We start from the raw sequence: 24,854 nt of genomic DNA, 5'->3' as shown, positions 1-24,854 counted from the left end.
TAGGTCTGCTACCATGGTGAAGTTAATCTTATAAAATAAAGCCGAATCTTTTAGATATTGATTCTATTTTAAGTGTGATATAAAGAAAAAATCCCTATAAATAATCTATATCTTATCATCCATAAAAACTACGCAATTCTTCCCTTTGTTCTTCCCTTCATAAAGTCCTTTATCAGCAAGTTTAATACATTCTTCAATGTCTTCTAGAGTATCATAAGTAGTTACTCCAAGGGTTAGCGAAATGGAAAGATTAATATTTTGGTATATAAATAATTGATCTGAAATTTTTTGACGTAGTTTTTCTGCAAGATGCAGACCGCCGTCTCTATCTGTCTCTGGCAACAAAATTAAAAATTCTTCACCACCCCAACGGGAGACTATATCTTGTGCTCTTAAAAAAGATTGCATTTCTTGTGCGAGTAGTTGTAATATAAAATCCCCGCAGTTATGTCCGTACTGGTCGTTAAAAACTTTGAAGTTATCAATATCTATTAGTATGATTGTAAAAGTTCTTTTACTTCTTCTATATCGTAGTTCTTCATACAGCAGCTTCTCCATCATGCTTCTTCTGTTAAGAAGTTTTGTCAATGGATCTGTCATAGCTAAAAGTTTCAATTCCTTTTGAGTTTCTTCTAATTTTTGATTTTTTTCTTTAAGGGCAGAATTTTTTACAGATAATTCCTTTGTTCTCTCGGCTACTTGTTGTTCAAGTTTACTATTATGTTCTTCTAGTGACCTATAAAGCCTTGCATTTTCTAATGATATTAGTATATTAGAAGTTAGAACTTCCAAAACTCTTATCCTCTCCACTGTAAAAGCTCCTGCTGTTAAATTATTTTCAAGATACAAAATACCCCCTAATTGATTATGACGTAATAATGGGATGCAAAGGATGGATTTTACCTGGTTTACTTTAATATATTCATCATCCTGATATGTATCTTCTTGAGTTGCATTATAGATTACTATTTTTTCGTGGTTTCTGGCAACGTAATTGATTATATTTTTAGGAAGCTTATTGTAATCCTCAGCCGAAACATTTAGCTTTACATCTACCGTTTCTTTAGTCAACGATGCTTTTGCATGTATGACTAAATTCTTATTAGTCTTTGTAATAAAATAACCTCTTTGAGCCCCTGCATTTTCAATAACAATTTTCATCATCTTTTTGAGAAAATTTTCAAGAACAATCTCATTTGAAATAGCCTGGGAAGATTTTAAAATTGTCGAAAAATCTAGACTGCTGATTGTGCTACTGCTGTTATTCAGTAGCACAGATGGTGTTGAAGTGTTTGGCATAGTACTTATACCTGTTTGGTTAGTTTGTTGCCGGACTATTTGCTTATCAAATAATAAATGGGGATATTTTTTCTCCATATCTTTTACCTTTCGAGTGGCCCCCCATCTATCATAAAGATAATAAGAATCATGCAAATACCCTACTCCTCCTTTTTCTTCGCCTAGCTCTAAAAAGAACCTTGCAGCCAACTCATTTGCCAGAGCCTCATCACGTAACCATTTATTCTCATGGGCTTTCACTATACTTTGATTATAAAGTTCTAATGCCTTCATTGGCTTACCTGAAACTCTTTCTAATTCAGCTCCCATAATCAGTTGAATATGTTGAAAATTACTTGGGCAAAATTTGGCCCATTTTTTAATCTGCTTATATTCTTTTTTCATTCGCTTCTTTCCTAGTTTTTTATCTTGATTGTTCATTTTTTTATATTGACCGGCATATGCCAAAAAGGTAGTTAAGGAAAATCGGGCGATATATGGCAGCCCCATTACAGATCCTATTGTTAGTTTTGCTATTTCAATATGTTCGATAGCTTTATCGTAAACTTCATAAAAAGTATAGATTTCTGCTTTCCATATATGATACGCAGTAATACCTGTTGTAAAATTATTTTTTTTCATCTCATCCAGGCATTTTTTTTCGGTAAAACTCTCATAATCAAGTGAGTATTTGTCTTCGGTTATATTCATATAATTACGACATGTATTAATAAATAGGTCTGTCTCATTTAGTGCATCAAGATAGCCTGTTTCTTTGATAATGTCTCGATCCATGTTTTTCTTATCTAGCATCTCATCTAACATAAGTTGAGGATTCCACATATGGTTATGATGCGCAATGTATGAAGTATATAAAAAATCACCAGACTGATAACCTATTTTAATGCCCTTTTTTTGAAGCGGTGTCATTTCCGACCAATGATTTGCCCAATGAAAAATAAAATCCGTATATCCATGAAAGATTCTACATTCTATTTTAGGGTCAGGATAGCGTTCATTAAGAGTCATACTTAGTTTCCCAAATTCATGACCATCCTTTGGATTATTAAAGACAGAGCAAAGCAGCATCCCATAACCAGAAAATGCAAATGCAGATGCCGAACAATTACCATACCTCAAAGAAAAATTCACCATTTTAAGAACTAATAAGACAAACAGATTTTTATTACCGGTCAAATAAACTGATGTCAATGTTTCCATCATCAATCCAAAGACTGCTATTAGCTTTTCATCTGTCATTTTAGGAGAGTCCTCTAGCTCATAAATTTTCCTGTTTCCTTGATTCCATTTTATAAGCATAAGCTCTTTTAAAATTACTAAAGAGTTCGGATGTTTTGATAACTTTAATCCGCTTAACTTTAATCCTTCCAGACCTATATCAATCGATTTTTCCATTTTACCTAAGGTAGAGTACTGTTGCGTTAAAATACTCAATACCTTGAGTCTTTCTAATTCTGTCTTTGCGTGACTTAGTAACACCTGAATCTTTTCCTCTGCTATATCGTTGTGGCCTGCGAGATATGCACACTCTGAAAATTCTTTAACCATTGAAAAACTTAACTCATAAGCTTTTCCCCAGGGGTTTGTAGGCAACAATTCAAGACCCACCTTTAAATAGTTGTAAGCCTCATGAAAAGCCGAGGCATTCCTAGCCTTGAGCCCAACCTTTAAATTAAGCCTACACAGTTTATCTTTTTCATAAATATCAGTTATTTGAAACCTTCCTTCGTTTAAATGGTATACTGTATCAATTAATCTGACGCTTTCATCATCTTGTTCAGACTTCTGAAGTAGAAATTTCCCATAAGCGAGATGTACTTTTCTTTTCATATTATTATCAAGTAAATGATACACAGCCTGCTGCACCCTGTCATGAACAAAAGAAAACTTAGATATGTATTTAATGTCTAAATCAGAACTTTTTATAAATTCAATTCTGTATTGATAGTCTATTGGCTGTATTATTTCCTCTTTCACCACTTTTTCAAATAAACTTATCACTTTACTGGTTGGCTCATTCATGATGTTTGCCACTGAATGCAAATCAAATTGTGTTCCTATGCAGGCAGCGATCTTTAGAATATGTACACAATCAATTGGTAGTTTATTCAGTTTTTCGATCATGTACTCCACAACATTGCTGCTCACTTCCACTTTCGCAATAGCTTCTTGATCAAAATCCCAGAGTCTTTTAGAGGTATCAAACCAGATTAAATTATCCGTATAAAAGGACTTAAACAATTCTTTTAAATAATAAGGATTCCCTTCTGTTTTTTTTAAAAGCACAGATGAGATGATTTTCACTTTGTCCTCATCTGATGAAAGGGTATCCGCTACGATTCGATTTATATCACTCTCATTTAAAGGCTGCAAATGGATTTGTTTTACAATCCTATTCTTTTTAAGTTCATCAATTGCAAATAAAAGGGGATGTCCTGACTTTACTTCATCATTTCTATACGTACCTATAAAGTAAAAATATGTAATAGGTCTATAAGAAGCAAGTGTTTCAATCAAATTAATGGTAGACATATCCGCCCATTGCAGGTCATCTAAAAAGATAACTAGAGGATGCTCTTTTTTAGCAAATACTCTAATAAAATCTCGAAATGTGAACATGAACCGGTTTTTGGCTTCTTTTGAATTCAAGACTTGGGGTTCTGGTTGATCTCCTATAATTTTTTTCACTTCAGGAATAGCTTCAATAATAAGCTGACCATTTGGACCCACTGCTTCCAAAATAAGACGTTTCCACCTCTCCAATCTTGATTCACTTTCACTAAGCAGTTGTTTTACAAGCTTTTTTAATGCGTTAACAACTGCAAAGTAAATTAAATCTTGCTGAAATTGTTCAAATTTTCCAGAAATGAAATAACCTTTTTTCTCAATTACTGACTTGTGAATTTCCTTTACTAGAGCGGTTTTCCCTACACCTGGCTTTCCTCCGATTAAGCAAATTGCTTCATTACCATCTGTTGAATGATAAAATCCGTCAAGCAGGGTTTTTATCTCATCCTCACGCCCGTAAAGGAGTTTGGGAATTTCTAAACGGCTTGATAAGTCATGTTTACCAATATCGAAGTCTTCAATTGATCCTACTTCTTTAAGCTTTTTTTGGCATAATTCTAAATCTTTCCTTATGCCAACTATACTTTGATATCTATCCCTCTTATCTTTTTCCGTCATTTTAAGAATAATATCCCACAAAACGTTTGGAATCTCTGGAAATCGATGAACTGGCCTTTCAATATCCTTTGCAATATGATTGTGGACAAGCTCCAGGATGTCCGTTGCTCGAAATGGGAGCTCCCCGGTAAGCATTTCATAGAATGTAATTCCCAATGAATAAAAATCTGACCTATAATCCACATCACTATTTATTCGTTCGGTTTGTTCCGGTGATATATATGAAACTGTCCCTTTTAGTTCATTGGAACTTTTATAAGTAGCATGCTCATATGCCACTAGAGAAGAACTACCAAAATCAATTAATTTTAGCTGGCGTGTAGAAACATTTACAAGTATATTAGAAGGATTTAAATCCTTGTGGATAATATTGTTTTCGTGAATATATCCAACAATATCAACTATTTGTAATGCTAGTTCTAAAAACTCTTTTACATCGAGTTTCTCTGTGCTAACCATTTCTTTTAGCGAAACATCTCCGAAGTCTTCCATTATAATTACAAAAGAGCTTTTGAAATTCTTTGTAGCATATGCCTTTATTATGCCTTCATGATCCAATCTAGATAGGATACTATACTCCAGTTCTAATCTAGAAAAAATCTCTTTTGATGGATAAGCTTTACCTAAGGTTTTTATCACCACAGATAAATTATCTTTTAATCGTCTGCCTCTGTACAATAATGATTTACCGCTATGTATTTTTTCTATTATTTCAAATCCATCTAAGTGAATAATATTCCCCTCCTTAATGTTATTTAAGAACTTGATTTGTGCAAAAAATTAAAAAACAGTCAAATCCTGATGTGTATTACGGTAATGATATAAAACACCAAAGGAGTTGCCTGTTTAATAGATATTTTAGCTTTAAATTATTATTTTTTCAAATATTTTTTTGATTTAAGTTTTAATTTTTGAAAGATAAAAAAATACCAATTCTATATGCTCGAGAATTGTTTAAAACAAAATAGAAATAAATTAAATAATCGTGGGTCGAGAAAAGTATTTATCCTATGGTATAATGATTAGGAATTATAAAATTAAGAGGTGAAAGATGAAAGCAGTAATAAATAATATAATGATCCCCATAGAGAAGGATCAGGACCAGGCTATAAAAAATGAACTGATGAATAAAGGGATAGATCTGTCCGATGTTGTCCATATAGAGTATATAAAGCGTTCCATTGATTCCAGAAAAAAAACTCAGATCAAATTTTTATATAATTTGGAATTAACCCTGAAGAAAGAGATCGATTTAGAGGGTCATAAATGGCTCACTAAGCCCAAGGCCCTGCAAATCAAATCCAGAAGGCCTAAGAACTTAGCCGGGCCTGTAGGAGTGATAGGAAGCGGGCCTGCGGGGCTCTTTGCGGCGCTCCGGTTATGTGAATACGGATATAAGCCCATTATCTTTGAACGTGGAAAAAAAGTGGAGGAAAGGGACCAATCCATCGACAACTTCTACGCAAATGATGATCTGGATATAAACTCTAATATCCAGTTTGGAGAGGGAGGAGCCGGGACTTATTCCGATGGTAAGCTGAATACCCGGGTAAAGAGTGAATATATTACCCATGTATTTGAAACTTTGGTGAAATTAGGGGCCCAGAAAGAAATTATGTGGGATTATAAACCCCATATAGGTACCGATATCCTAAAACTTGTAACAAAAAATCTGAGATCCAAGATAATACAGATGGGAGGGACATTTTATTTTGATACCCTGGTTGAAAATGTCCTTATAAAAGACAATAAAGTTATGGCTGTAGATACTGTATCTCACGGTAAAAAGGACAGGGTAGAGATAGAACATCTGGTTTTAGCCATTGGTCACAGTGCCAGGGATACCTATAGGATGCTCCATAAAAATGGTGTATTTATGGAAAATAAACCCTTTGCCATGGGAACAAGGATAGAACATCCAAGGGCAGCTATAGATAAGATGCAGTATGGAAAGTTTGCCGGTCATAAAAATCTGGAAGCTGCTACATACAGTATGACATATAACAACAAGGCAGAGAGCAGAGGGGTATTCTCATTCTGTATGTGCCCGGGAGGAGTTATAGTCAATGCAGCCTCTGAAAAAAATACAAGTCTGGTCAACGGGATGAGTTATTCCAAAAGAGATGGGGAGTTCAGTAACTCTGCCATTGCTGTGGGGATTAAAGCCAATGAGTTTGGTGACCACCTGTTCAGCGGAATGGAATATCAGGAAAAATTAGAAAAAGATGCATATAATTCTGTGGGGAATTATGGAGGAGTATCACAGAGGGTTGTGGACTTTATGAAGGATAAAAAATCTACCTCCCTGCCTAAAAGTAGCTATCCCATGAGGATGAAATCTGAAAATTTAAATGAATTTTTCCCGGATATGATAAAGAAAAACATGAAGTCAGCCTTCCATCAGTGGAAGAAGATGCCTGACTTTATATCCAATGAAGCCCTCCTAATAGGGCCTGAGACGAGGACTTCTGCACCGGTTAAGATTACCAGGAATGATGCAGGGGAATCCGTCAGTACAAAGGGATTATATCCCATAGGTGAAGGAGCAGGATATGCGGGAGGAATCACCAGCGCCGCCATAGACGGGCTGAAGATAGTGGACAGTATATTTGCAGAAGAGATAAGATAAGCAGAATCCAAAAGCATTCTAAAATCTATGATCATGAAGAAAAAATAAAATAACATTGTCCACCCTAAAACAAACTTTATATTACATAGGATAAAAACCACATCCAGGTCAATGTTACCAAGGGTGTGGTTTTTTGATGTATTTCTATAAAATAACAAACCATAGGGGTAATTCATGAATTCCCCCTACGTTTTTGTTATTTATATTTTATTCCCGTACAATTTATGACTATATCTTTTAATCTTATATTTCTATATCTTTTAACAACAGGTCGTATTGAAAATTTTCTATGGCTTTATCTATTTTTTCTAAGATCTCCCTGGATTCCTCCCCTACCTCCTGGCTATATCCCACCTGGGTAATCTGGGATATAACATATCCTATGGAGAGAATATCTATATTTTTAGAGATTTTATATTTTCTTTCATCACTGGATGTTACTATCTCCACTATGAATTTTAATTTGGCCAGCATATTAAGGATATCCTGGGTCACCCCTATGGCTATCCCCAGTTTATGGGACAATTCATTGGTACTCATGGGGGGCCTGTTTTCCTCATAGTTTCTTATGAGGTAATATATACATATAATGGAAATATCTCTTTTAGATGAAAAATTTAAATTTATCTCATTTATAGTGTAGGAATACTTATAGGAATTCTGTATTATAAAGGACAGATGAGCCCCCAATAAAATAATAAACCATACTATCTTCTGCCACATTATAAATATAGGTATAAGGGAAAAACTTCCATAGATAGCATTATAGTTTAACAAGCTGACCTGCAGGTGGATGAAGGCAGATTGTGTTATCTGAAATACAATTCCTGAAAATAATCCTGCTATAAATGCTGTGGACAATTTAACCTTTGTATTTGGAATAATTAAATATATAAGGGTAAAAAATATTATGACAAGTATCTGCGGGATAAAATTTAAGACCCCTATCAATCCCGGGTATATCTTCAATATAAAAATTTTCAAGATTGCTGAAAGTCCATTGGACAGCACTACAATCAATGGAAATAAAAATATCAACGACATATAATCGGTAAGTTTCCTTACAAAACTCCGGGACTCCTCCACCTTCCAGATTTCATTGAATGACCTCTCCACTGCAGAAAATATCTTCACTACCGACCAGATTAAAAATAAAATCCCCGTCCCTGCTATCAACTCGCTCTTGGTATTTTCCAAAGTTTTCTGGGAAAAAACCAAGATCTGATCCAAAATTTTATCCTGTATAAAAAAGGTTTTATACAGCTCCTCTTTTATCATTTTTTCTATCCCGAATCCCCTGGTAATAACAAAGGCTATGGCTATTACAGGAACGATGGTTAGAAGAGAATAAAATGTCAGTGCAGATGACCACAGGTCCGATCTGCTCTTTTTATAATTTTCAAATGTAAATAAGATTAACTTTAATATTTTAAAAATTAATTTATTACTCTGGCTTATCTGTTTTCTTGTGACCTCTATAAATTTTTTTATGGTTAACTTCACTTTGACCAACTCCTAATTTCAATTAAATTTCATTTCATCTATTTTACTGAACTTTCGCCATGGTGCACGCATTAAAAACCATAGAGTTTGCCAGCTTCTGGCGGGCAAACAGCCGTAAATTCTCTTTAAAATCATCAAAACACTTTATTTTAAATAGAATTTTAAAGAAAATAAGAATTATATCTTAATATTATTTCGGGCTTTATAAGCGCGAAGCAGCAATCAGTACTGTAAGATTTATAGTCATCTATGTGTATATCTATATTATGCTTTACTAATTAAAACTATATGTTCCTATAAAAGTATATTTTTTCAATCTTATAAATCTTTTTAAACTTATGTCGTACTATGATAAGTTCTTCAAGCTAATGTGTCTGTCCGCGGCGGGGAGGTAGTTATTAACCTTCTCTAAACTCAACAAAAAATAACAATTTTAGATAATATAGGACTTTAGTTACAAAATTAATAATAATTATTAAATTACAACAGTAATTTAATGAGGTCGATATTATAAATTATCTTGTAAATATAGTAAATATTATGATAAACTAATCAGACGGAGGTGTTGAAAAAACATGATAATTAAACCAAGAGTAAGAGGAAGTTTAGCTCTAAACTGTCATCCTATGGGATGTAAAAAAATAGTTGAAGATCAAATTAAGATTGCAAAAGATAGTAAACAGTATAAAGGTCCAAAAAAAGTACTGATTTTAGGAGCGTCCTCAGGATATGGATTAGCTACTAGAATTTCATTGGCATTTGGTGGAAGTAAATCCGACACCATTGGAGTTTCATTTGAAAAAGAAGGAACGGAAAAAAAAGTTGGAAGTGCTGGTTGGTATAACAACATATGGTTTAAAGAAGCAGCAGAAAAAGAAGGCTTAATCGCCAAAAACTTTATCGGAGATGCTTTTTCCCATGAGATGAGAAAAGAAGTTCTTGAATATATAAAGGATGAATTTGGAGGAAAGATAGACCTTCTAGTATACAGTGTTGCTTCTGGAGTAAGACAGGATCCTGATACCGGGATTGTACACAGATCTTGCATCAAACCTATAAATGAGGAATTTGGCGGATATACATTAAATATTCAAAAAGAAGAGATTGAGTATATGAGCGTTGAGTCTGCAACAGAGGAAGAAATTGCAAACACTGTGAAAGTTATGGGTGGAGAAGACTGGAGTCACTGGGTAAAAACATTGGTAGACGAAGATGTCTGTAATGAAGGGTTTAAAAGTGTGGCTTATTCATATATTGGCGGGGATATAACTCGTGCTGTATATAGAGATGGGACTATTGGTCAGGCAAAAGAACATTTAGAACAAACTGCTGTAGAATTAAATACTCTGGTAAGTGAGAAACTGGGTGGAGAAGTATATACTTCTGTCAACAGAGCCATCACCACAAAGGCCAGTGCATTTATCCCATGTTTTTCTATCTATGCTTCTGTACTATTCAAAGTTATGGCAGAACAGGGAAAGGAAGAGCCGTGTATGGAGCACACTCATAGGCTGCTTGCTGATATGATCTACGGGGATTCACCTAATTTTGATGCACAGGGTAGAATGAGACCGGATTCTTGGGAATTAACTGACGAGATCCAGGAAAAAAGTGTAAATATATATAATGATATCACAGAGGAGAATTTTAAAGAATTATGTGATTTTAAATTATATAAAAAATATTTTATGAATTTAAATGGTTTTGAAGCAGATGGAGTCGATTATGATAGCGATGTAGATTTAGAGTGGTTGTCAACTTTGAGACCTTAAGTTCTATTTGCGGATAATGTGGGTTTTATGGACATGTTTTAACGAAATTATTTGCACTTTTTTTTTAATTATGATATTCTAAATTTGTAGAAACATTTATTCAAATTATTAGGAGGATTAAAAAGCATGGCATTCAAAACAGTAGAAATAACAAATGATACAGGACTACATACAAGACCAGGAAACGAGTTCGTAACTGTAGCTAAAACTTTCGAATCAAAAATTGAAGTTGAAAATGAAGCAGGTAAAAAAGTTAAGGGAACATCATTATTAAAATTATTATCTCTAGGGATAAAAAAGGGAACTAACGTAACTGTACATGCAGAAGGAACAGATGCTGACGTTGCTGTTGAAAAATTAACAGATCTTTTAGCAAACTTAAGAGACTAATCACTTAAGATAGAAGGTTTGACCTTCTATCTTTTTTAAATTTTTTTAATTATGGAGGTTCTCAAATGAGAAAATTAATAGAAGGTATAGATGCTTCTCCAGGAATTGTTGTTGGAAAAGTATTTTTATATAAAGAAACAGAATTGGTTATCAACAAAAACAAGGTAACGGATACAGATAATGAAGAAAAAAGATTATTAGATGGCAGAGATGCGTCTAGAGAACAATTGTTTGAGATCAGAAAGATGACTGCTAAAAAATTAGGAGAGGATAAAGCTACTATTTTTGACGGTCATATCACTCTTTTAGAGGATGAAGATTTATTTGAAGAAGTAGTTGAACTAATCGAGGATGAGCAAATCTCTGCAGAATACGCACTGACTCAGGGAATAGAAGTATATTGTGATATGTTATCTAATTTAGATGATCCATACCTGAGGGAAAGGGTAGCAGATCTTAAAGATATCGCTAAAAGATGGTTATACAACATCACGGGAACTCCAATTATAGACTTAGGACACCTTCCTGCTGACACTGTTATTGTAGCTAACGATTTAACTCCATCAGATACAGCTCAAATAGATCTTAAAAATGTTGTAGCATTTGTTACACAAATAGGCGGAAAAACAGCTCATTCATCTATCATGGCCAGATCTTTGGAGCTGCCTGCTGTTGTAGGTACAAAGACTATCTTAAACGATGCAAAAGACGGGGAAACAATCATTGTAGATGCACTGACTGGTAAAGTTATTATCAATCCTACCAATGATGAGATTGTAGAAGCTGTTAAAGCAAAGGAAAAATTCAACGTTGAAAAAGAAGAATTAAGAGAGTTAAAAGATAAGACAGCTACGTCTAAAGACGGTGTCACTGTAGGAGCTTGGGCTAATATTGGCGGGCCTTCTGATGTTGAAGGTGTTCTTAGAAATGGAGCTGACGGAATCGGTCTTTATAGAACTGAGTTCTTATTTATGAACTCCGACAAGTTCCCTACTGAGGATCAGCAATTCCAAGCATATAAAGAGGTTGCAGAAAGAATGAACGGACTGCCTGTAACTATTAGAACAATGGATATCGGTGGAGATAAAGCCCTGTCTTATATGGATCTGCCTGAAGAGGAGAATCCATTCTTAGGATGGAGAGCACTTAGAGTCTGTTTAGACAGACCTGAAATCTTAAAAACACAATTTAGGGCCTTACTTAGAGCCTCTGGATTTGGGTATGTTAAGATCATGCTTCCTATGATAATTTCATTGGATGAAGTTAGAAGATCAAAAGCACTATTAGAAGAGTGTAAGGCAGAATTAAAAAATGAAGGTATTAATTTTGATGAAAATATTCAATTAGGTATAATGGTTGAGACTCCATCTGTAGCATTTAGAGCAAAATATTTTGCTGAAGAGGTAGATTTCTTCTCAATTGGTACAAATGACCTGACTCAATATACACTGGCTGTAGACAGGGGAAATGAAAAGATCGCCGACCTATACGATTCATTCAACCCTGGTGTATTAGCAGCTATCAAATTATCTATTGAAGGCGCTCATGCAGGCGGGATATCTATCTCTATGTGTGGGGAATTTGCAGGAGATGAATTAGCTACTCCAATACTATTTGGTATGGGACTGGATGCATTTTCAATGTCCGCTATCTCTGTATTAGGTATCAAAAGAAATATTATCCACTTAGATAAAAAAGAATGTGAAGCATTAGTTGAAAGGGTAATGGCTATGTCCACTGCTGAAGAAATTAAGGCTGAAATAAGAAAGTTTAACGAAACTTTATAAAAATTTATATACGAGGGCAATAATAAAAAATTATTGCCCTCTTTTGATTTTTTTATGATACTAAAAATTCAAACTAAAATTTATTTTTAGCGAAAAATTATGCTATTCATTATAAATGATTACACTTTTTTTTATTTTGTTTATAATTTTTTCAGAACTATCCCTGATGCCTAGGGAGAACTATTGTAAGGCTTTTTTTACTACCTCTATCTCCCTATATTCTTTTTTTTCTCCCTTTATTTCCTGATAATTTTCGTGACCCTTTCCAGTTAGTAAAATTATATCACCACTTTGAGCTTGAGCAACCAACTTCCTTATGGCTTTAATTCTATCTACTTCTATATCATAGGTGCTGTATCTCGCATTTTTAAAACCAGCTGCCACCTCTAAAGCTATCTCCATGGGGTCTTCATTTCTAGGGGAATTTGAACTTACCATGGTATAATCTGAATATTTTTCTGAAATTTCTGCCAGTCTAGGTCTCTTTTCTGAATACCTTTCACCGGTTCCAGAAATAAGGGTGTATAACTTTTTATAGTTGCATTTTGTTAAAGTTTTAAGAACGCTTTCTAATGCATCTTCAGTATGTGCATAATCAACTATAGCTTTTATTCCTCTCTCTTCTATTATTTGCATACGCCCCTCTATAAAATTGAGTTTTTTTAATTTTTCAGGTAATCCTTTATTATCCTCACATAGTTTTTCTACCATGGCTGTTGCAGCTAGAATATTTAAGAGGTTGTAGTCTCCTATCAGGGATGTTTCAATGGTTGAAAGACCCTTTACACCCTCTATTCTTGCCTTCATCCAATCAAGTTTCAGATCGATTATTTCCCCCCTATAGTCACCTCTATCATATCCATAGGTGACTGCATCCTTGTATCTTTCCTTCAACCTTCTTCCATAGCTGTTCTCTATGGAAGTAACTATTATTCCATCCTCTTTTACCTGATTAAACAGCCTCTCCTTTACCAAGTAATATTCTTCCATGTTTTTATGGTACTCTAGATGCTCTTTTGATAAGTTTGTAAAAATAGCTCCTGTGAATCTAAGACCTTCTATTCTAAAGTTGTCTATCCCTTGGGAGGAAACCTCTAAGATTAAATACTTTCCACCCCCTTCTAAAGTTTCCTTTGCATATTTTATAATATCCAAACTTTCAGGGGTGGTATTAACTGGAGGGTAATTTTTCTTTCCTATCTTTATCCCGATAGACCCTATAAATGCCGAATTTTTAAGAAATTTATGAAGGAGGTAAGCCGTGGTAGTTTTACCATTAGTTCCGGTGACCCCTAATATCTTCAGTTTTTTTTCTGGATTTCCATAGAAATTACCGGCTAATCTTCCTAGTATTTTTCTCGTATTTTCAACTCTGACTATATTTATCCCTGAATCTTTCACCTCTATTTTTTGGGAAACAACTATTAGTCTAGCTCCCCTTTGGATCGCAGAATTTATATATTTATGGCCGTCATCATTTTCACCTTTCAGTGCAACAAAAATATCTCCATTTTCAATTTGTCTAGAATCATATTCCATCTTGACATACTCTCCACCATAGCTATTTTGATCAATTTCAATCTTTATTCCTTCAAAAATTTTGTTTATTATTTTCATTATTCTCCCTTTTAAAAGTGTGCTTATGTATATTTTGATATTAAAATTATTTATTGAATGTTTTTTGTGAAAACTAAAGGTTGTCATTCCTCTTCTACATCAATCAGGGGTATTTCTATAATAAATTTAATAATATTATCCACACACTCTAATTTGATATTCCACAGATGTTTATTGATGATATTTTTTACAATACTAAGCCCCAGCCCTGTCCCCTTGGAATTATTATCCAATTTAAAGAAAGGCTTCCACAACTCATCTAGCTTTTCTGCTGGTATAGGTTCCCCATCATTTCCAATTTCAACGATGAGAAAATTATCTTTTACCCTTAAAGTAGTCCATACCCTGCTATTACAATAATTAAAAGCATTGGAATATAAATTATAAAATAAACTCTCTGCAAGTTCTATATCACACTTAATCATTATCTCCTCATATCTATTAAAATATTCATTGTAGCTGATATTCAGGTATTTTTCAGAAAATATTTCTCCAATATCTATAAGATCTTTGACAGATATATCTTCAAAAAATAAATCTATTTTCCCCGAAGAAAAATCTTGGAATTTTCTTGTGATCTTGGATATTCTTATTAATTGCTTTGAAATAATTTCAAGATGAGAATCCTCAGGATATCTGCTTTTTAAAATATCTGTATACCCATTGGCAATGGCTAAAGGTGTTTTTATTTCATGACCAAAATTCCTTAAAAATTGTTTTTGCTCTTCAGCTTTATTTTCAAAGTAGAACAAGTTTTTTTCAGTTTCCTTTGCTACCTCGGAAATAAGCTTTGAAATTTTTCCTATTTCATCGTTGCTGTCAATGTTTTTTATTTCATGAAAATTTTTATACTTTATATGATTTAGGTTTAATTCTATAGTGTTAATTCTCTTTGCAAGAATTTTGGAATAGAATAAAAATATAATCGATAAAAATATAATAATGGTGATAAAGGTTATGTTATTTAATTCTCTGGCAAAATTAAAGTTTTCCTTAACAGAGGGGATATTAGTTTTAAGAACATAAAACTTCTCTTTGTTTTTCAAAATTCTCATTAAAAAAGCTAAATTCAGATCCTCTTGATAGAATATTCTTGTGACTGAATATCCTCTTTTTACATGGTCTAAATCTTCATATGAAAACCATATGTTGTATTTCTGAGGATTCTTATTAAATGTTTTTTTTCTGATCTCGGTATTAAATGCACTTAGGTTTTCTTTCAAAGTTATTTCATAAAAATAAACTGTTTCAACTTGGCGAAAACTACCATCCTTTATAAATTGCTCTTGTTTTCTTAAAAATTGTTTCTTCCTATAAATATAATAATGATCCCCCAAGGATTTAGTTATATAAAAAAATCCTATAATTCCCATTAAAAATCCAGCTAAAACAATTAAATATATTTTAAATTTGATTTTTATTTTCATCTGTAAACCTATAACCTCTCCCTCTCTTATTCTCAATTAACACATCACTATTAATAATTTTATTTCTTAAACGATTTATATGAGTATCCACCGTTCTGGGATCTCCGTAATAATCAAACCCCCATACATGGTTTATAATTTTTTCCCGTGATAGAAAAACCCCTTTATTTTCCCAGAGGTATAAAAGTAAATCATATTCTTTTGGAGAGAAATTAATTAATTGACCATTAATAAAAACTTTAAATTCCTTTGTTAAAACCCTAATAGATTTTGAAATTTTCACTTCTTTTTTATCCAGTTTCCTTATAAGAGTCTTTAATCTTAAATAGAGTATCTCAAGATTAAAAGGCTTGGAAACATAATCATCTGCTCCACTTTTTAGCCCGTATATTTCATCTTCAGATGAGGAGTTGGCGGTTAAAATAAGAACAGGAATTTGGCTGTTTTTTTTTATCTCATGACATATTTCCAGACCATTTCCATCAGGAAGGTTTAAATCAAGTATTATGACATCTGGCGATCTGTCATAAAACAAATTTAACCCCTGATCTTTATTGAATGCCTGAATTACTGTAAATCCCTTCTCAGAAAAAAATAGTTTTAACATATCATTTAAATCTATGTTATCTTCAACAATTAATAGCTTCATTTAATCTCCTTGTAATAAATCTGTGACTTTAAATTTCTATAATTAAGTTTATCATATTAATGTCACAAAAATGTGACGGTTTTATTATTTTTTATTTAAATTTTATATAATTTAATTATAGGACTTTTATAGAAAAATTTTATTTAAACCTAATTTGTTAATACATTATGGCTAATTGTAACATCATGTTACTATACACGGTAAATTTTACTCTTAAACTATAGATCTTAGTTTAACATCAAAAATATTAATTTGATTTTTATTTTTTTTAGTTGTAATATCTTTTATATCCCCCCATAGGGGATATAAAAGAGTAATGGAGGGTTTTATGAAAGAAAAATTACAGTCTGTTAAAATAATCACCGCTTTAGCTATTCCAGCTATTCTTGAAAATACCATGCAGATATCTGTAGGATTTATAGATACATTTTTTATTGGTAAACTCGGTACAGAAGCACTGGCAGGGGTTAGTGCTTCCAACAGTATTATGAATATATATATAGCTTTTTTCTTAGCCGTCAGTGTGGGGTGCAGTGCTCTAATGACTAGAAATATAGGGATGAAGGATTATAAAAATACTAACAATATCCTTCACCAGTCTATAAATTTAGCTATAGGAATAGGATTTTTAAGCGGATTAATTAATGTGATTTTTGCAAAGCCTCTCTTATCCTTACTAGGATTAAGCTCTAATGTCATTAAAATTACCCTGCCTTATTTTTGGGCTGTGGGAACTCCCAGTGTTTTAATTTCCATTTCTATGATTTTGTCCAGTGCCCTGAGGAGTAATAAAGACACTAAAACTCCTATGAAGGTTGGATTTATTGTAAATATTATAAATACTATTCTCAACTATTTTTTAATTTTTGGTTTAGGGAACTGGAACGGATTAGGCCTGTTAGGAGCTGGAATAGCTACAAGTATCGCTAGAACACTGGGGGTTATACTGCTATGGAAATCCTTAACTGTTTCTAAAAACAGCAATACCGATAAATCATCGTCAGATATCATCATTACAAAAAATAAACTCTTTAAGTTAAATTGGGATATTATAAAAAATATCAGTATTATAAGTGTTCCTGCTGCAATGGAAAAATTAATTATGCGTACCGGACAGCTAATCTATATATCCATGATTATCTCCATAAGTGAAGCCACCTATGCCGCCCATAATATTGCCGGAGTTATCGAGTCCTTCACTTACCTACCTGCTATGGGGTTTGGAGTTGTGGCTGCTACTTTAGTCGGGCAGCAGCTTGGAGAAGGAGATGTAAAATCCGCTAAAGAATCAGGAATCTTATGTTATATAATGGCTGTAGTTTTTATGAGTATTGTAGGTGCTGTTATCTTTATTTTTGCACCCTATTTAACCAGTATATTCTCCGAAGACCCCGCTATTATTAGAGATGGTTCAAAAGCTCTGAGAATAATCGCATTTGTTCAGCCTACTTTAGCGGCAACCTTTGTTATCACTTCAGCACTTCAAGGAGCCGGAGATACTAAATATCCAATGTATATAACATTTATTGGTATATGGTTTATAAGAGTAACCGGAATATATATTCTAGGTATAAAATTAAATATGGGTATCACAGGAGTATGGCTGGCTATTGCTGCTGATATAGTCATCCGCGGGACCCTTCTCATCCTTAGATTTATAACGGGTAAGTCTTTAACTGAAACTAATATTAATTACATTAAATAATTGTAAATATATAATAATTATTGTATATTAAAAACAAAAGTTCTATAGATTATTTAGTTAAATATACTATTAATTTATTCACTGAAAAAAGGAGAGATTAAGATGGGAAATCACCCTAACCAAAAACAAATGATTAATAGGTTTTCTAGAATCATTGGCCATACTGAAGCTATTAAAAGAATGATTATCGAAGAAAAAGAATGTGAAGATATACTGATACAAATTGCAGCTGTACGTTCTGCACTTAACAATGCAGGAAAAATTATATTAAAGGAACATATCAGTCATTGTACAACAGATGCTGTAAGAAACAATGATTCTGAAGCATTGGATAAATTAAATAAAGCAATTGATAAATTTATGAAGTAAATAAACTTCATACACAGAAAAAGTTATTGTTACGAAAATGAATAAATTAAAAGAAAATTATAAAGTTGAACTACTGCAGTGATTTATTTGAATACGATATTTTACTAACCTCTTGAATGAATATTGCGTTTCATCTATTTTATAACTTTCATTTATAAAAACCAATAAAACAAGAGCTTTAAAGCTCTTGTTTTATTGGTTTTTATCGTCTAGGAAATTTTTTCTTAATCTTTATTTTTAAGTGATTTAATCTTCAATAAATCTGAACCACAATCTTCTAATTCTATGTCTACATAAAATTCTTTTTCCGAGAGATGATCTCTTCTGTCTATTTTTTCCAAACTTATTATTAATTGGACTTTATACTCAGATTTTTTTATTTCTAAAATCTCAATATCTTCTACCCTATGGTCCAAGTTTTTATATTCCTTATTATTGGATATATAGTATTTTTTTAGATTTTTAAACGAATCAATATTTTTTCCTTGAAAATCCAGATTAAAATTTCTACTTAATATTTCTTTAAAACATTCTACTTCCTTATCATTTTTATCAATTAAAAGATAAAAATAATTCAGTGATGCCAGGATCTTATTTTTATTTTTTTCTAAAATATGATCATGAATTCCCAATGCAGACACCCTTACACTTTGAATTAAAGGCATGAACATTTTATCCTTTCCATTCTTTTCATAATTTAAACTAAAAATGTATTTAAAAGTTGTTTTTAAATCATCCTTTACTCCTAAGTTATCATATTCTACTAAAGTGTCTACTATATAACTCCCGTTTTTTCTGCTTTCAATCTGGTAATCTAAAATATTGTAGATACTCTTCCAATTTTTAGGAATTAAATCTATCTTTTTTAGATAATCATCTATACCAAAAACTTTTTCTAACCCTGAATCAATAGATATATTCTTACTGAGTATCTTCAATTGAGATTCCAAAGTTGAATTTTTTTCATAAAATGAAAACCATCTATAGATTTGTGTTAATATTTTCTTTTCATCTGAATACATTTCCCACCTCCATAGTATTATATACTATTTTCCCTCTATAACTAGTGTTATTTTTTAACCGGATCAACAGCATCCTCTACATAATCATAAAATAAATAATAACATCACAGAACTATCTCTGTCTTATTTTTTCAGCATTTATAAAATTTTATAAAATTTTAGTTGCTTTTTAATTAAACTTGAGTTATATATACTATTAACATTTTAGAATGAGTATATTTCAGCATGCAGAACTCTAAAAAATACATTTTATTTGTTTAGAATAAAAAAATAAAATATTGATAATGAATATCAATATTTTTTTTAAAACTTGTTTGTTAAAAAAATAACATGCAATAACTAAAGGAGTGATCAGATGAAAAACTTGGATTTAATTAAGGTAACAAATGCTGTAGAAAAAATGTGTATAGACGCCAATTTCTATTTAGGTTCCGATGTTTTGGATAATTTAAAAAAAATGGCCAAAACAGAGGTTTCACCTGTAGGGAAAAATATATTAGATCAAATAGTTGAAAATCATGAAATTGCCCAGGAGAACCAGGTACCTATGTGCCAGGATACCGGTATAGTAGTGGTATTTTTAGAAATCGGGACCGAGGTTTATATAGACGGAGACATATATGAAGCTGTAAATGAAGGAATCAGAAGGGGTTATGAAAAAGGATTCTTGAGAAAATCCGTTGTAAAAAATCCATTGGACAGGGTAAATACAAAGGATAACACTCCTGGAATTATCCACACTAAATTAATACCTGGCAGCGATAAGGTGAAAATTATAGTGGCTCCTAAGGGTGGTGGAAGTGAAAATATGAGTGCTATCAGGATGTTAAAACCAGCTGATGGTATAGAAGGGATTAAGGACTTTGTTGTGGAAACAATTAAAAATGCCGGTGGAAATCCATGTCCTCCAATTATTGTAGGAGTAGGAATAGGCGGGTCTTTTGAAAAAGCTGCACTCTTAGCTAAAGAATCTCTTATGAGAGATATAAATGACAGCAGTTCAAATCCTATAAATGCTAAATTAGAAGATGAATTATTGGAGTTAGTAAATAAAACCGGAGTAGGCCCTATGGGATTAGGTGGAAGAAACACTGCACTCTCGGTAAAGGTAGAAGCTTACCCTTGTCATATTGCATCGTTACCGGTTGCCATCAACATAAATTGTCATGCTGCCAGACATAAGGAAGTAATACTATAAGATATTTAATTCTTCATAACCAAAGAACTACCCGTAAAGGGCATCACCAAAATAACTAGAACTTATCAAGTAAGTTAAGAATTTTGCGATATTAGTTTATTTTATAAACATAGGACTTTGAGAAAATTAGATAAAGAACTACACTAATAAATTCTAAGGGTTCCACCCTTAACTGGGTTCATTTACTTTTGGTGAGCAAAAGAAACGAACCAAAGAAAAGCTCAAACTTTGAAAATTGTTTCTAAGTAAAATATTAATATACGAGCTTTGAAAGCTACAGTCCTCGCTTAACTGCGGAACTTAATTTGTTGAACGCTCTAGTATCTATGAAAGTACAAAGTAATATCACTTTCAAAGTTAAAAAAATCTATCAACACAGAGATTCTCAGTGATATTTTTGGGGGTTTAAAGCGAAGTTTATAGTCGTCTAGCTTTTCTTTGAAATTCCTTTTTCTAGATGTTACTCTACTTCTCAGTAAATATATTGCTAGTTTCGTCGTGCCTACCATGCCCGTCAGGCACCCCAATAAGAAACGGGGATCCATGGACTTACCCCTATGACATCATTTAGAAAAAGTCTGCTTTTCTTTTCTCTGTTTCTTTTTCAGATAAAAAGAAACAGAGCCTGTTAAGGATGGAATCCTTAGGTCTTTTTTACAGGTTAATTCAGCGTTAATTAGCGGCATTAGCGGTTAAATATTTTAAAAACTTCTGTGTTTTAGCTATAAAAATTTTAGTCACAGATAACGTATAAAAAATAATATGACATTATATCCAATAAAAAATTAAAATTTAATATTATGGAGGTTATAAAATGAACTTAACAACACCATTGAAAGACAGTGATATAGAAAAATTAAAAGCAGGAGATACTGTAAAGATATCCGGGACTATATACACAGCAAGAGATGCAGCCCATGCCAGATTAATTAAATTATTGGAAGAGGGTAAGGACCTTCCCTTTGACCCAGACAGACAAATAATTTATTATGTAGGACCAAGTCCTGCTAAGCCGGGAAATGCAATCGGAAGTGCAGGACCTACAACTTCTTATAGAATGGATCCCTATGCACCACAATTAATCGAAGTTGGATTAAAGGGAATGATTGGAAAGGGTGCCAGAAGTGACGAAGTAAAGGAATGTATAAATAAAAATAAAGCTGTATATTTTGCAGCAGTAGGCGGAGCAGCAGCTCTTATAGCAAAATCTATAAAAAAATCTGAAGTCATTGCGTATGATGATCTGGGATCCGAGGCTATCAGAAAGATGGAAGTAGATGATTTTCCTGCCATCGTTATAAATGATATATATGGAAATGACCTCTATGAAATGGGTCAAAAAGAATATAATTGTGAAAATCAATAAAAAATCAGCAAAAACCTCAATATGAGGATCAAATAAAATAAACAGGAGGAGTATCATTATGAGAGTATACGAAGAATCATTAAAATTACACGATCAACACAAAGGTAAGATTGAGGTTATTTCAAAGGTAAGCGTAAAGACTAAGGAAGACCTAAGTTTAGCTTATTCACCAGGCGTGGCAGAACCTTGTAAGAAGATTGCTGCTAATAAAAGTGATGTTTACAAATATACAGCTAAGGGAAATATGGTTGCTGTAATCACAGACGGTACAGCAGTATTAGGATTAGGAGATATCGGTCCTGAAGCAGCTCTCCCTGTAATGGAAGGAAAAGCAATTTTATTCAAAGAATTCGGAGGAGTAGATGCATTCCCTATCTGTTTAGATACTACAGATACTGAAGAAATCATCAGAACCTGCAAATTATTAGCACCTAGTTTTGGCGGAATAAACTTAGAGGATATAGCAGCTCCTAAATGTGTTGAAATAGAAAGAAGATTAATTGAAGAGTTAGACATTCCTGTATTCCATGATGACCAGCATGGTACAGCGATAGTTACTACAGCTGCAGTAATAAATTCATGCAAGTTATTGGGAAAAAATATATCTGACTTAAGAGTATCTATGATCGGTACCGGTTCGGCCGGATCATCTATCGCAAGAATGCTTAAGGGATTAGGAGTTAAATCATTATATGCTTATAACTCAAAGGGAGTTATAATGCAGGATAAATATGACAAATACAGATTCTTGGTAAAGGAATTATTGGATCAAAATATCATAGATACTCCAGAAAACTTAGAGGAAGATTCAGTTGCCGGATTAGTAAAGGGAACAGATGTATTTATAGGAGTATCAGGACCTAGTATGGTTACTAAAGATATGGTCAGATCTATGAACGCAGATCCTATTATCTTAGCTATGGCAAATCCAACACCTGAGATCATGCCTGAAGATGCATTGGAAGCTGGAGCAGCAGTGGTAGGTACAGGTAGATCGGATTATCCTAACCAGGTAAACAATGTACTGGCGTTCCCGGGATTGTTCAAAGGTGCACTGGAAGCTGGAGCTACAGTAATCAACGATGAGATGAAGATAGCAGCAGCATATGGTATTGCCAATGTATTGAAGGAAGAGGAATTAAGAGCAGACTATATCATCCCTAGTCCATTTGACGACAGAGTAGCATCAGTTGTAGCTGAAACTGTTAAGAAGATCGCTATAGAAAATAACTTAATCAGAAAATAAGAATTATAACTCATAGTTTTTTTATTATCTAGGAAATTATAAAAATTAAATCTAACGGTCTATTAATAAAAATTAAGGAAATATCTAAATCACGCCCCAGAATATTTTATGGGGTGTGATTTATTTCTTTATCAATTCTAAAAAATCAGAATGTATCTATCAAAATACCAAACTTTAGCTGCTATAATTTTTTTATTTTTTTTATTTTTTTAGTTGATTTTTAGTTAATTTTGAGCTATATATATTATCAGATGTGTTTTTATAGTATTTTTTCACAATTTATTCTTATATTTCAGAATGGTTATATGATGATATAAGACTATTCTAAAATCAAAAATTGATATTATTATCAATTTTTTTTACAACTAATTTTGTTAAAAAAATAACAAAGTTATATTTAAAATTTGAAAGGGGGGTGAAGGTCTGTACTTTTTATATCTTAAGGTACAGATTAAACAAATGAAGTATAGTTATTATCCAGGATGTACCTTAAAAACAAAAGCACAGGAACTTGAAAAATTTGCTCTAGATTCAGCCAATGAACTGGGGATTGAATTGAAAGAACAAAAAGACTGGCAGTGTTGTGGTGCAGTCTATCCCATGGGAGAGGATGAAATTGTTACAAAATTATCTTCTGTGAGGAGTCTTGCAGCTGCCCGGGACAGAAATGAAAAACTTGTGACCCTCTGTTCTGCCTGTCATCATGTTATTAAAAGGGTCAATGAAGATATGAAAAACAAAACGGAAGTAAGGGACAAGGTTAACAATTATCTCCAGCTTGAAAACGACTACAACGGAGATGGAGAAGTAATTCATTTTTTAGAGATGCTCAGGGATGATTTTGGGTTTAAGAAATTATCTGAAAAAATAAAAACTTCTCTAGATGGCCGTAAAATAGGAGCTTATTATGGCTGTCTCCTTCTCAGGCCGGAGAAAGATATGAAATTTGATGATTCAGAAAATCCTGTTATCATTGAAAATTTTATAGATGCTCTAGGCGGTATAGCTGTAAAGTATCCCTATAGGACAGAGTGCTGCGGGGGATATCTTGTGACTGAAAATAAATCTATAACAGATGAGATGACAAATAACATTATAAGGTCTGCTGCTATAAATGGAATTCAAGAGATCGTAACTGCCTGCCCTCTATGTAAGTATAATTTGGAGAACAGTCACGAAGCTAAAATAAACAATATATCAGTTGTTTATTTTACAGAGCTTTTAGCCGAGACTTTAAATATGAAATAATTATCTTTATTAGGAGGTGGAAAAATGGCAAGAACAAAAATTATTCCCGATAAATATGAAAAGGAGATCTTCCAAATCAAAAAAATCAGCAGAGAGATGATCAATGATTGTATGCAATGTGGAAAATGCACAGCAGGCTGTCCTGCTAGTTCAGGAATGGATGTATTTCCCCATCAAATAATGAGACACTTACAATTGGGACAATTTGATAAGGTTGTTGAAAGTGAAACAATCTGGAATTGTGCATCATGTTTTGCCTGTGCAGCTCGCTGCCCGAGAGGAGTTGACTTAGCCAGCCTCATGGAAGCTATACGCCTTATTAAATTGAGACAAAAAGGAAATAACAGACTAAAAGTTAAAGATGCAGGTCAGTTGATGACCGATGAAAAAATGCCGCAACAGGCTATTGTAAGTTCATTTCGAAAATACACTAAATAGATA

General features: G+C 32.9%; 17 protein-coding genes. 11 read left to right on the top strand and 6 right to left on the bottom strand.

All coding sequences use genetic code 11. The annotated features are described in order from the left end of the window. Positions 1-105 precede the first annotated feature (105 nt). Positions 106-5,184, bottom strand: coding sequence for a diguanylate cyclase (locus DYH56_RS10525; protein WP_255414704.1), 5,079 nt, complete (start codon positions 5,182-5,184; stop codon positions 106-108). Positions 5,185-5,536: 352 nt separating this feature from the next. Here DYH56_RS10525 and DYH56_RS10520 point away from each other — a divergent pair, with 352 nt between their 5' ends. Then, entirely contained in the window at positions 5,537-7,114 is a 1,578-nt protein-coding gene (locus tag DYH56_RS10520) for an NAD(P)/FAD-dependent oxidoreductase (protein ID WP_114642829.1), read from the top strand. Positions 7,115-7,357: 243 nt separating this feature from the next. Here DYH56_RS10520 and DYH56_RS10515 read toward each other — a convergent pair whose 3' ends face one another. Beyond that, on the bottom strand, positions 7,358-8,617 hold the full coding sequence (locus tag DYH56_RS10515) for a YihY/virulence factor BrkB family protein (RefSeq protein ID WP_158539122.1): 1,260 nt from the start codon (positions 8,615-8,617) through the stop codon (positions 7,358-7,360). 575 nt (positions 8,618-9,192) lie between these two features. On the opposite strand from DYH56_RS10515, the gene fabV reads away from it, so the two are divergent. The 3 genes from fabV to ptsP all read left to right on the top strand — a co-directional run bounded on the left by fabV (position 9,193) and on the right by ptsP (position 12,566). Next, positions 9,193-10,389, top strand: coding sequence for an enoyl-ACP reductase FabV (fabV, locus tag DYH56_RS10510; protein WP_114642827.1), 1,197 nt, complete (start codon positions 9,193-9,195; stop codon positions 10,387-10,389). Positions 10,390-10,515: 126 nt separating this feature from the next. Then, entirely contained in the window at positions 10,516-10,779 is a 264-nt protein-coding gene (locus tag DYH56_RS10505; protein WP_114642826.1) for an HPr family phosphocarrier protein, read from the top strand. Positions 10,780-10,844: 65 nt separating this feature from the next. Next, the gene (gene ptsP, locus DYH56_RS10500; protein ID WP_114642825.1) at positions 10,845-12,566 is read left to right on the top strand and encodes a phosphoenolpyruvate--protein phosphotransferase; all 1,722 of its coding nucleotides are present in this window, start codon (positions 10,845-10,847) and stop codon (positions 12,564-12,566) included. A gap of 180 nt (positions 12,567-12,746) precedes the next feature. On the opposite strand, the gene DYH56_RS10495 is transcribed toward ptsP, so the two are convergent. From DYH56_RS10495 to DYH56_RS10485, 3 genes are all read right to left on the bottom strand, one after another. Further along, positions 12,747-14,183, bottom strand: coding sequence for a UDP-N-acetylmuramoyl-L-alanyl-D-glutamate--2,6-diaminopimelate ligase (locus tag DYH56_RS10495; RefSeq protein ID WP_158539121.1), 1,437 nt, complete (start codon positions 14,181-14,183; stop codon positions 12,747-12,749). Positions 14,184-14,266: 83 nt separating this feature from the next. Continuing rightward, positions 14,267-15,610: a sensor histidine kinase gene (locus DYH56_RS10490; RefSeq protein ID WP_114642823.1), complete on the bottom strand. Its 1,344-nt coding sequence runs from the start codon at positions 15,608-15,610 to the stop codon at positions 14,267-14,269. Further along, entirely contained in the window at positions 15,588-16,259 is a 672-nt protein-coding gene (locus tag DYH56_RS10485; RefSeq protein ID WP_114642822.1) for a response regulator transcription factor, read from the bottom strand. Before DYH56_RS10485 ends, DYH56_RS10490 begins: the two co-directional genes overlap by 23 nt. A gap of 328 nt (positions 16,260-16,587) precedes the next feature. Between DYH56_RS10485 and DYH56_RS10480 the strand changes: the two genes are divergently transcribed. Together DYH56_RS10480 and DYH56_RS10475 are read left to right on the top strand one after the other, a co-directional pair. Continuing rightward, positions 16,588-17,964, top strand: a complete 1,377-nt coding sequence (locus DYH56_RS10480) for an MATE family efflux transporter (RefSeq protein ID WP_114642821.1) — start codon at positions 16,588-16,590, stop codon at positions 17,962-17,964. Positions 17,965-18,066: 102 nt separating this feature from the next. Further along, positions 18,067-18,333, top strand: a complete 267-nt coding sequence (locus DYH56_RS10475; RefSeq protein ID WP_114642820.1) for a metal-sensing transcriptional repressor — start codon at positions 18,067-18,069, stop codon at positions 18,331-18,333. A gap of 224 nt (positions 18,334-18,557) precedes the next feature. On the opposite strand, the gene DYH56_RS10470 is transcribed toward DYH56_RS10475, so the two are convergent. Beyond that, complete coding sequence (locus tag DYH56_RS10470; RefSeq protein ID WP_114642819.1) at positions 18,558-19,355, bottom strand: hypothetical protein; 798 nt, start codon at positions 19,353-19,355, stop codon at positions 18,558-18,560. 355 nt (positions 19,356-19,710) lie between these two features. Here DYH56_RS10470 and DYH56_RS10465 point away from each other — a divergent pair, with 355 nt between their 5' ends. The 5 genes from DYH56_RS10465 to DYH56_RS10440 all read left to right on the top strand — a co-directional run bounded on the left by DYH56_RS10465 (position 19,711) and on the right by DYH56_RS10440 (position 24,851). After that, positions 19,711-20,553: a fumarate hydratase gene (locus DYH56_RS10465; RefSeq protein WP_114642818.1), complete on the top strand. Its 843-nt coding sequence runs from the start codon at positions 19,711-19,713 to the stop codon at positions 20,551-20,553. Positions 20,554-21,367: 814 nt separating this feature from the next. Beyond that, entirely contained in the window at positions 21,368-21,919 is a 552-nt protein-coding gene (locus tag DYH56_RS10455) for a Fe-S-containing hydro-lyase (protein ID WP_114642816.1), read from the top strand. Positions 21,920-21,974: 55 nt separating this feature from the next. Beyond that, entirely contained in the window at positions 21,975-23,165 is a 1,191-nt protein-coding gene (locus tag DYH56_RS10450) for an NAD(P)-dependent malic enzyme (RefSeq protein WP_199533017.1), read from the top strand. Between the two features lie 459 nt (positions 23,166-23,624). Further along, positions 23,625-24,413 (top strand): CoB--CoM heterodisulfide reductase iron-sulfur subunit B family protein, encoded by a 789-nt coding sequence (locus DYH56_RS10445; protein ID WP_114642814.1) that lies wholly within the window; start codon positions 23,625-23,627, stop codon positions 24,411-24,413. A 24-nt stretch (positions 24,414-24,437) separates the two neighbouring features. After that, complete coding sequence (locus DYH56_RS10440; protein WP_114642813.1) at positions 24,438-24,851, top strand: 4Fe-4S dicluster domain-containing protein; 414 nt, start codon at positions 24,438-24,440, stop codon at positions 24,849-24,851. The last annotated feature ends 3 nt before the right edge of the window (positions 24,852-24,854 follow it).

This window comes from Psychrilyobacter piezotolerans, assembly GCF_003391055.1.
Classification (GTDB): Bacteria; Fusobacteriota; Fusobacteriia; order Fusobacteriales; family Fusobacteriaceae; genus Psychrilyobacter; species Psychrilyobacter piezotolerans.
This window is presented reverse-complemented; position numbering and strand designations above follow the sequence as displayed.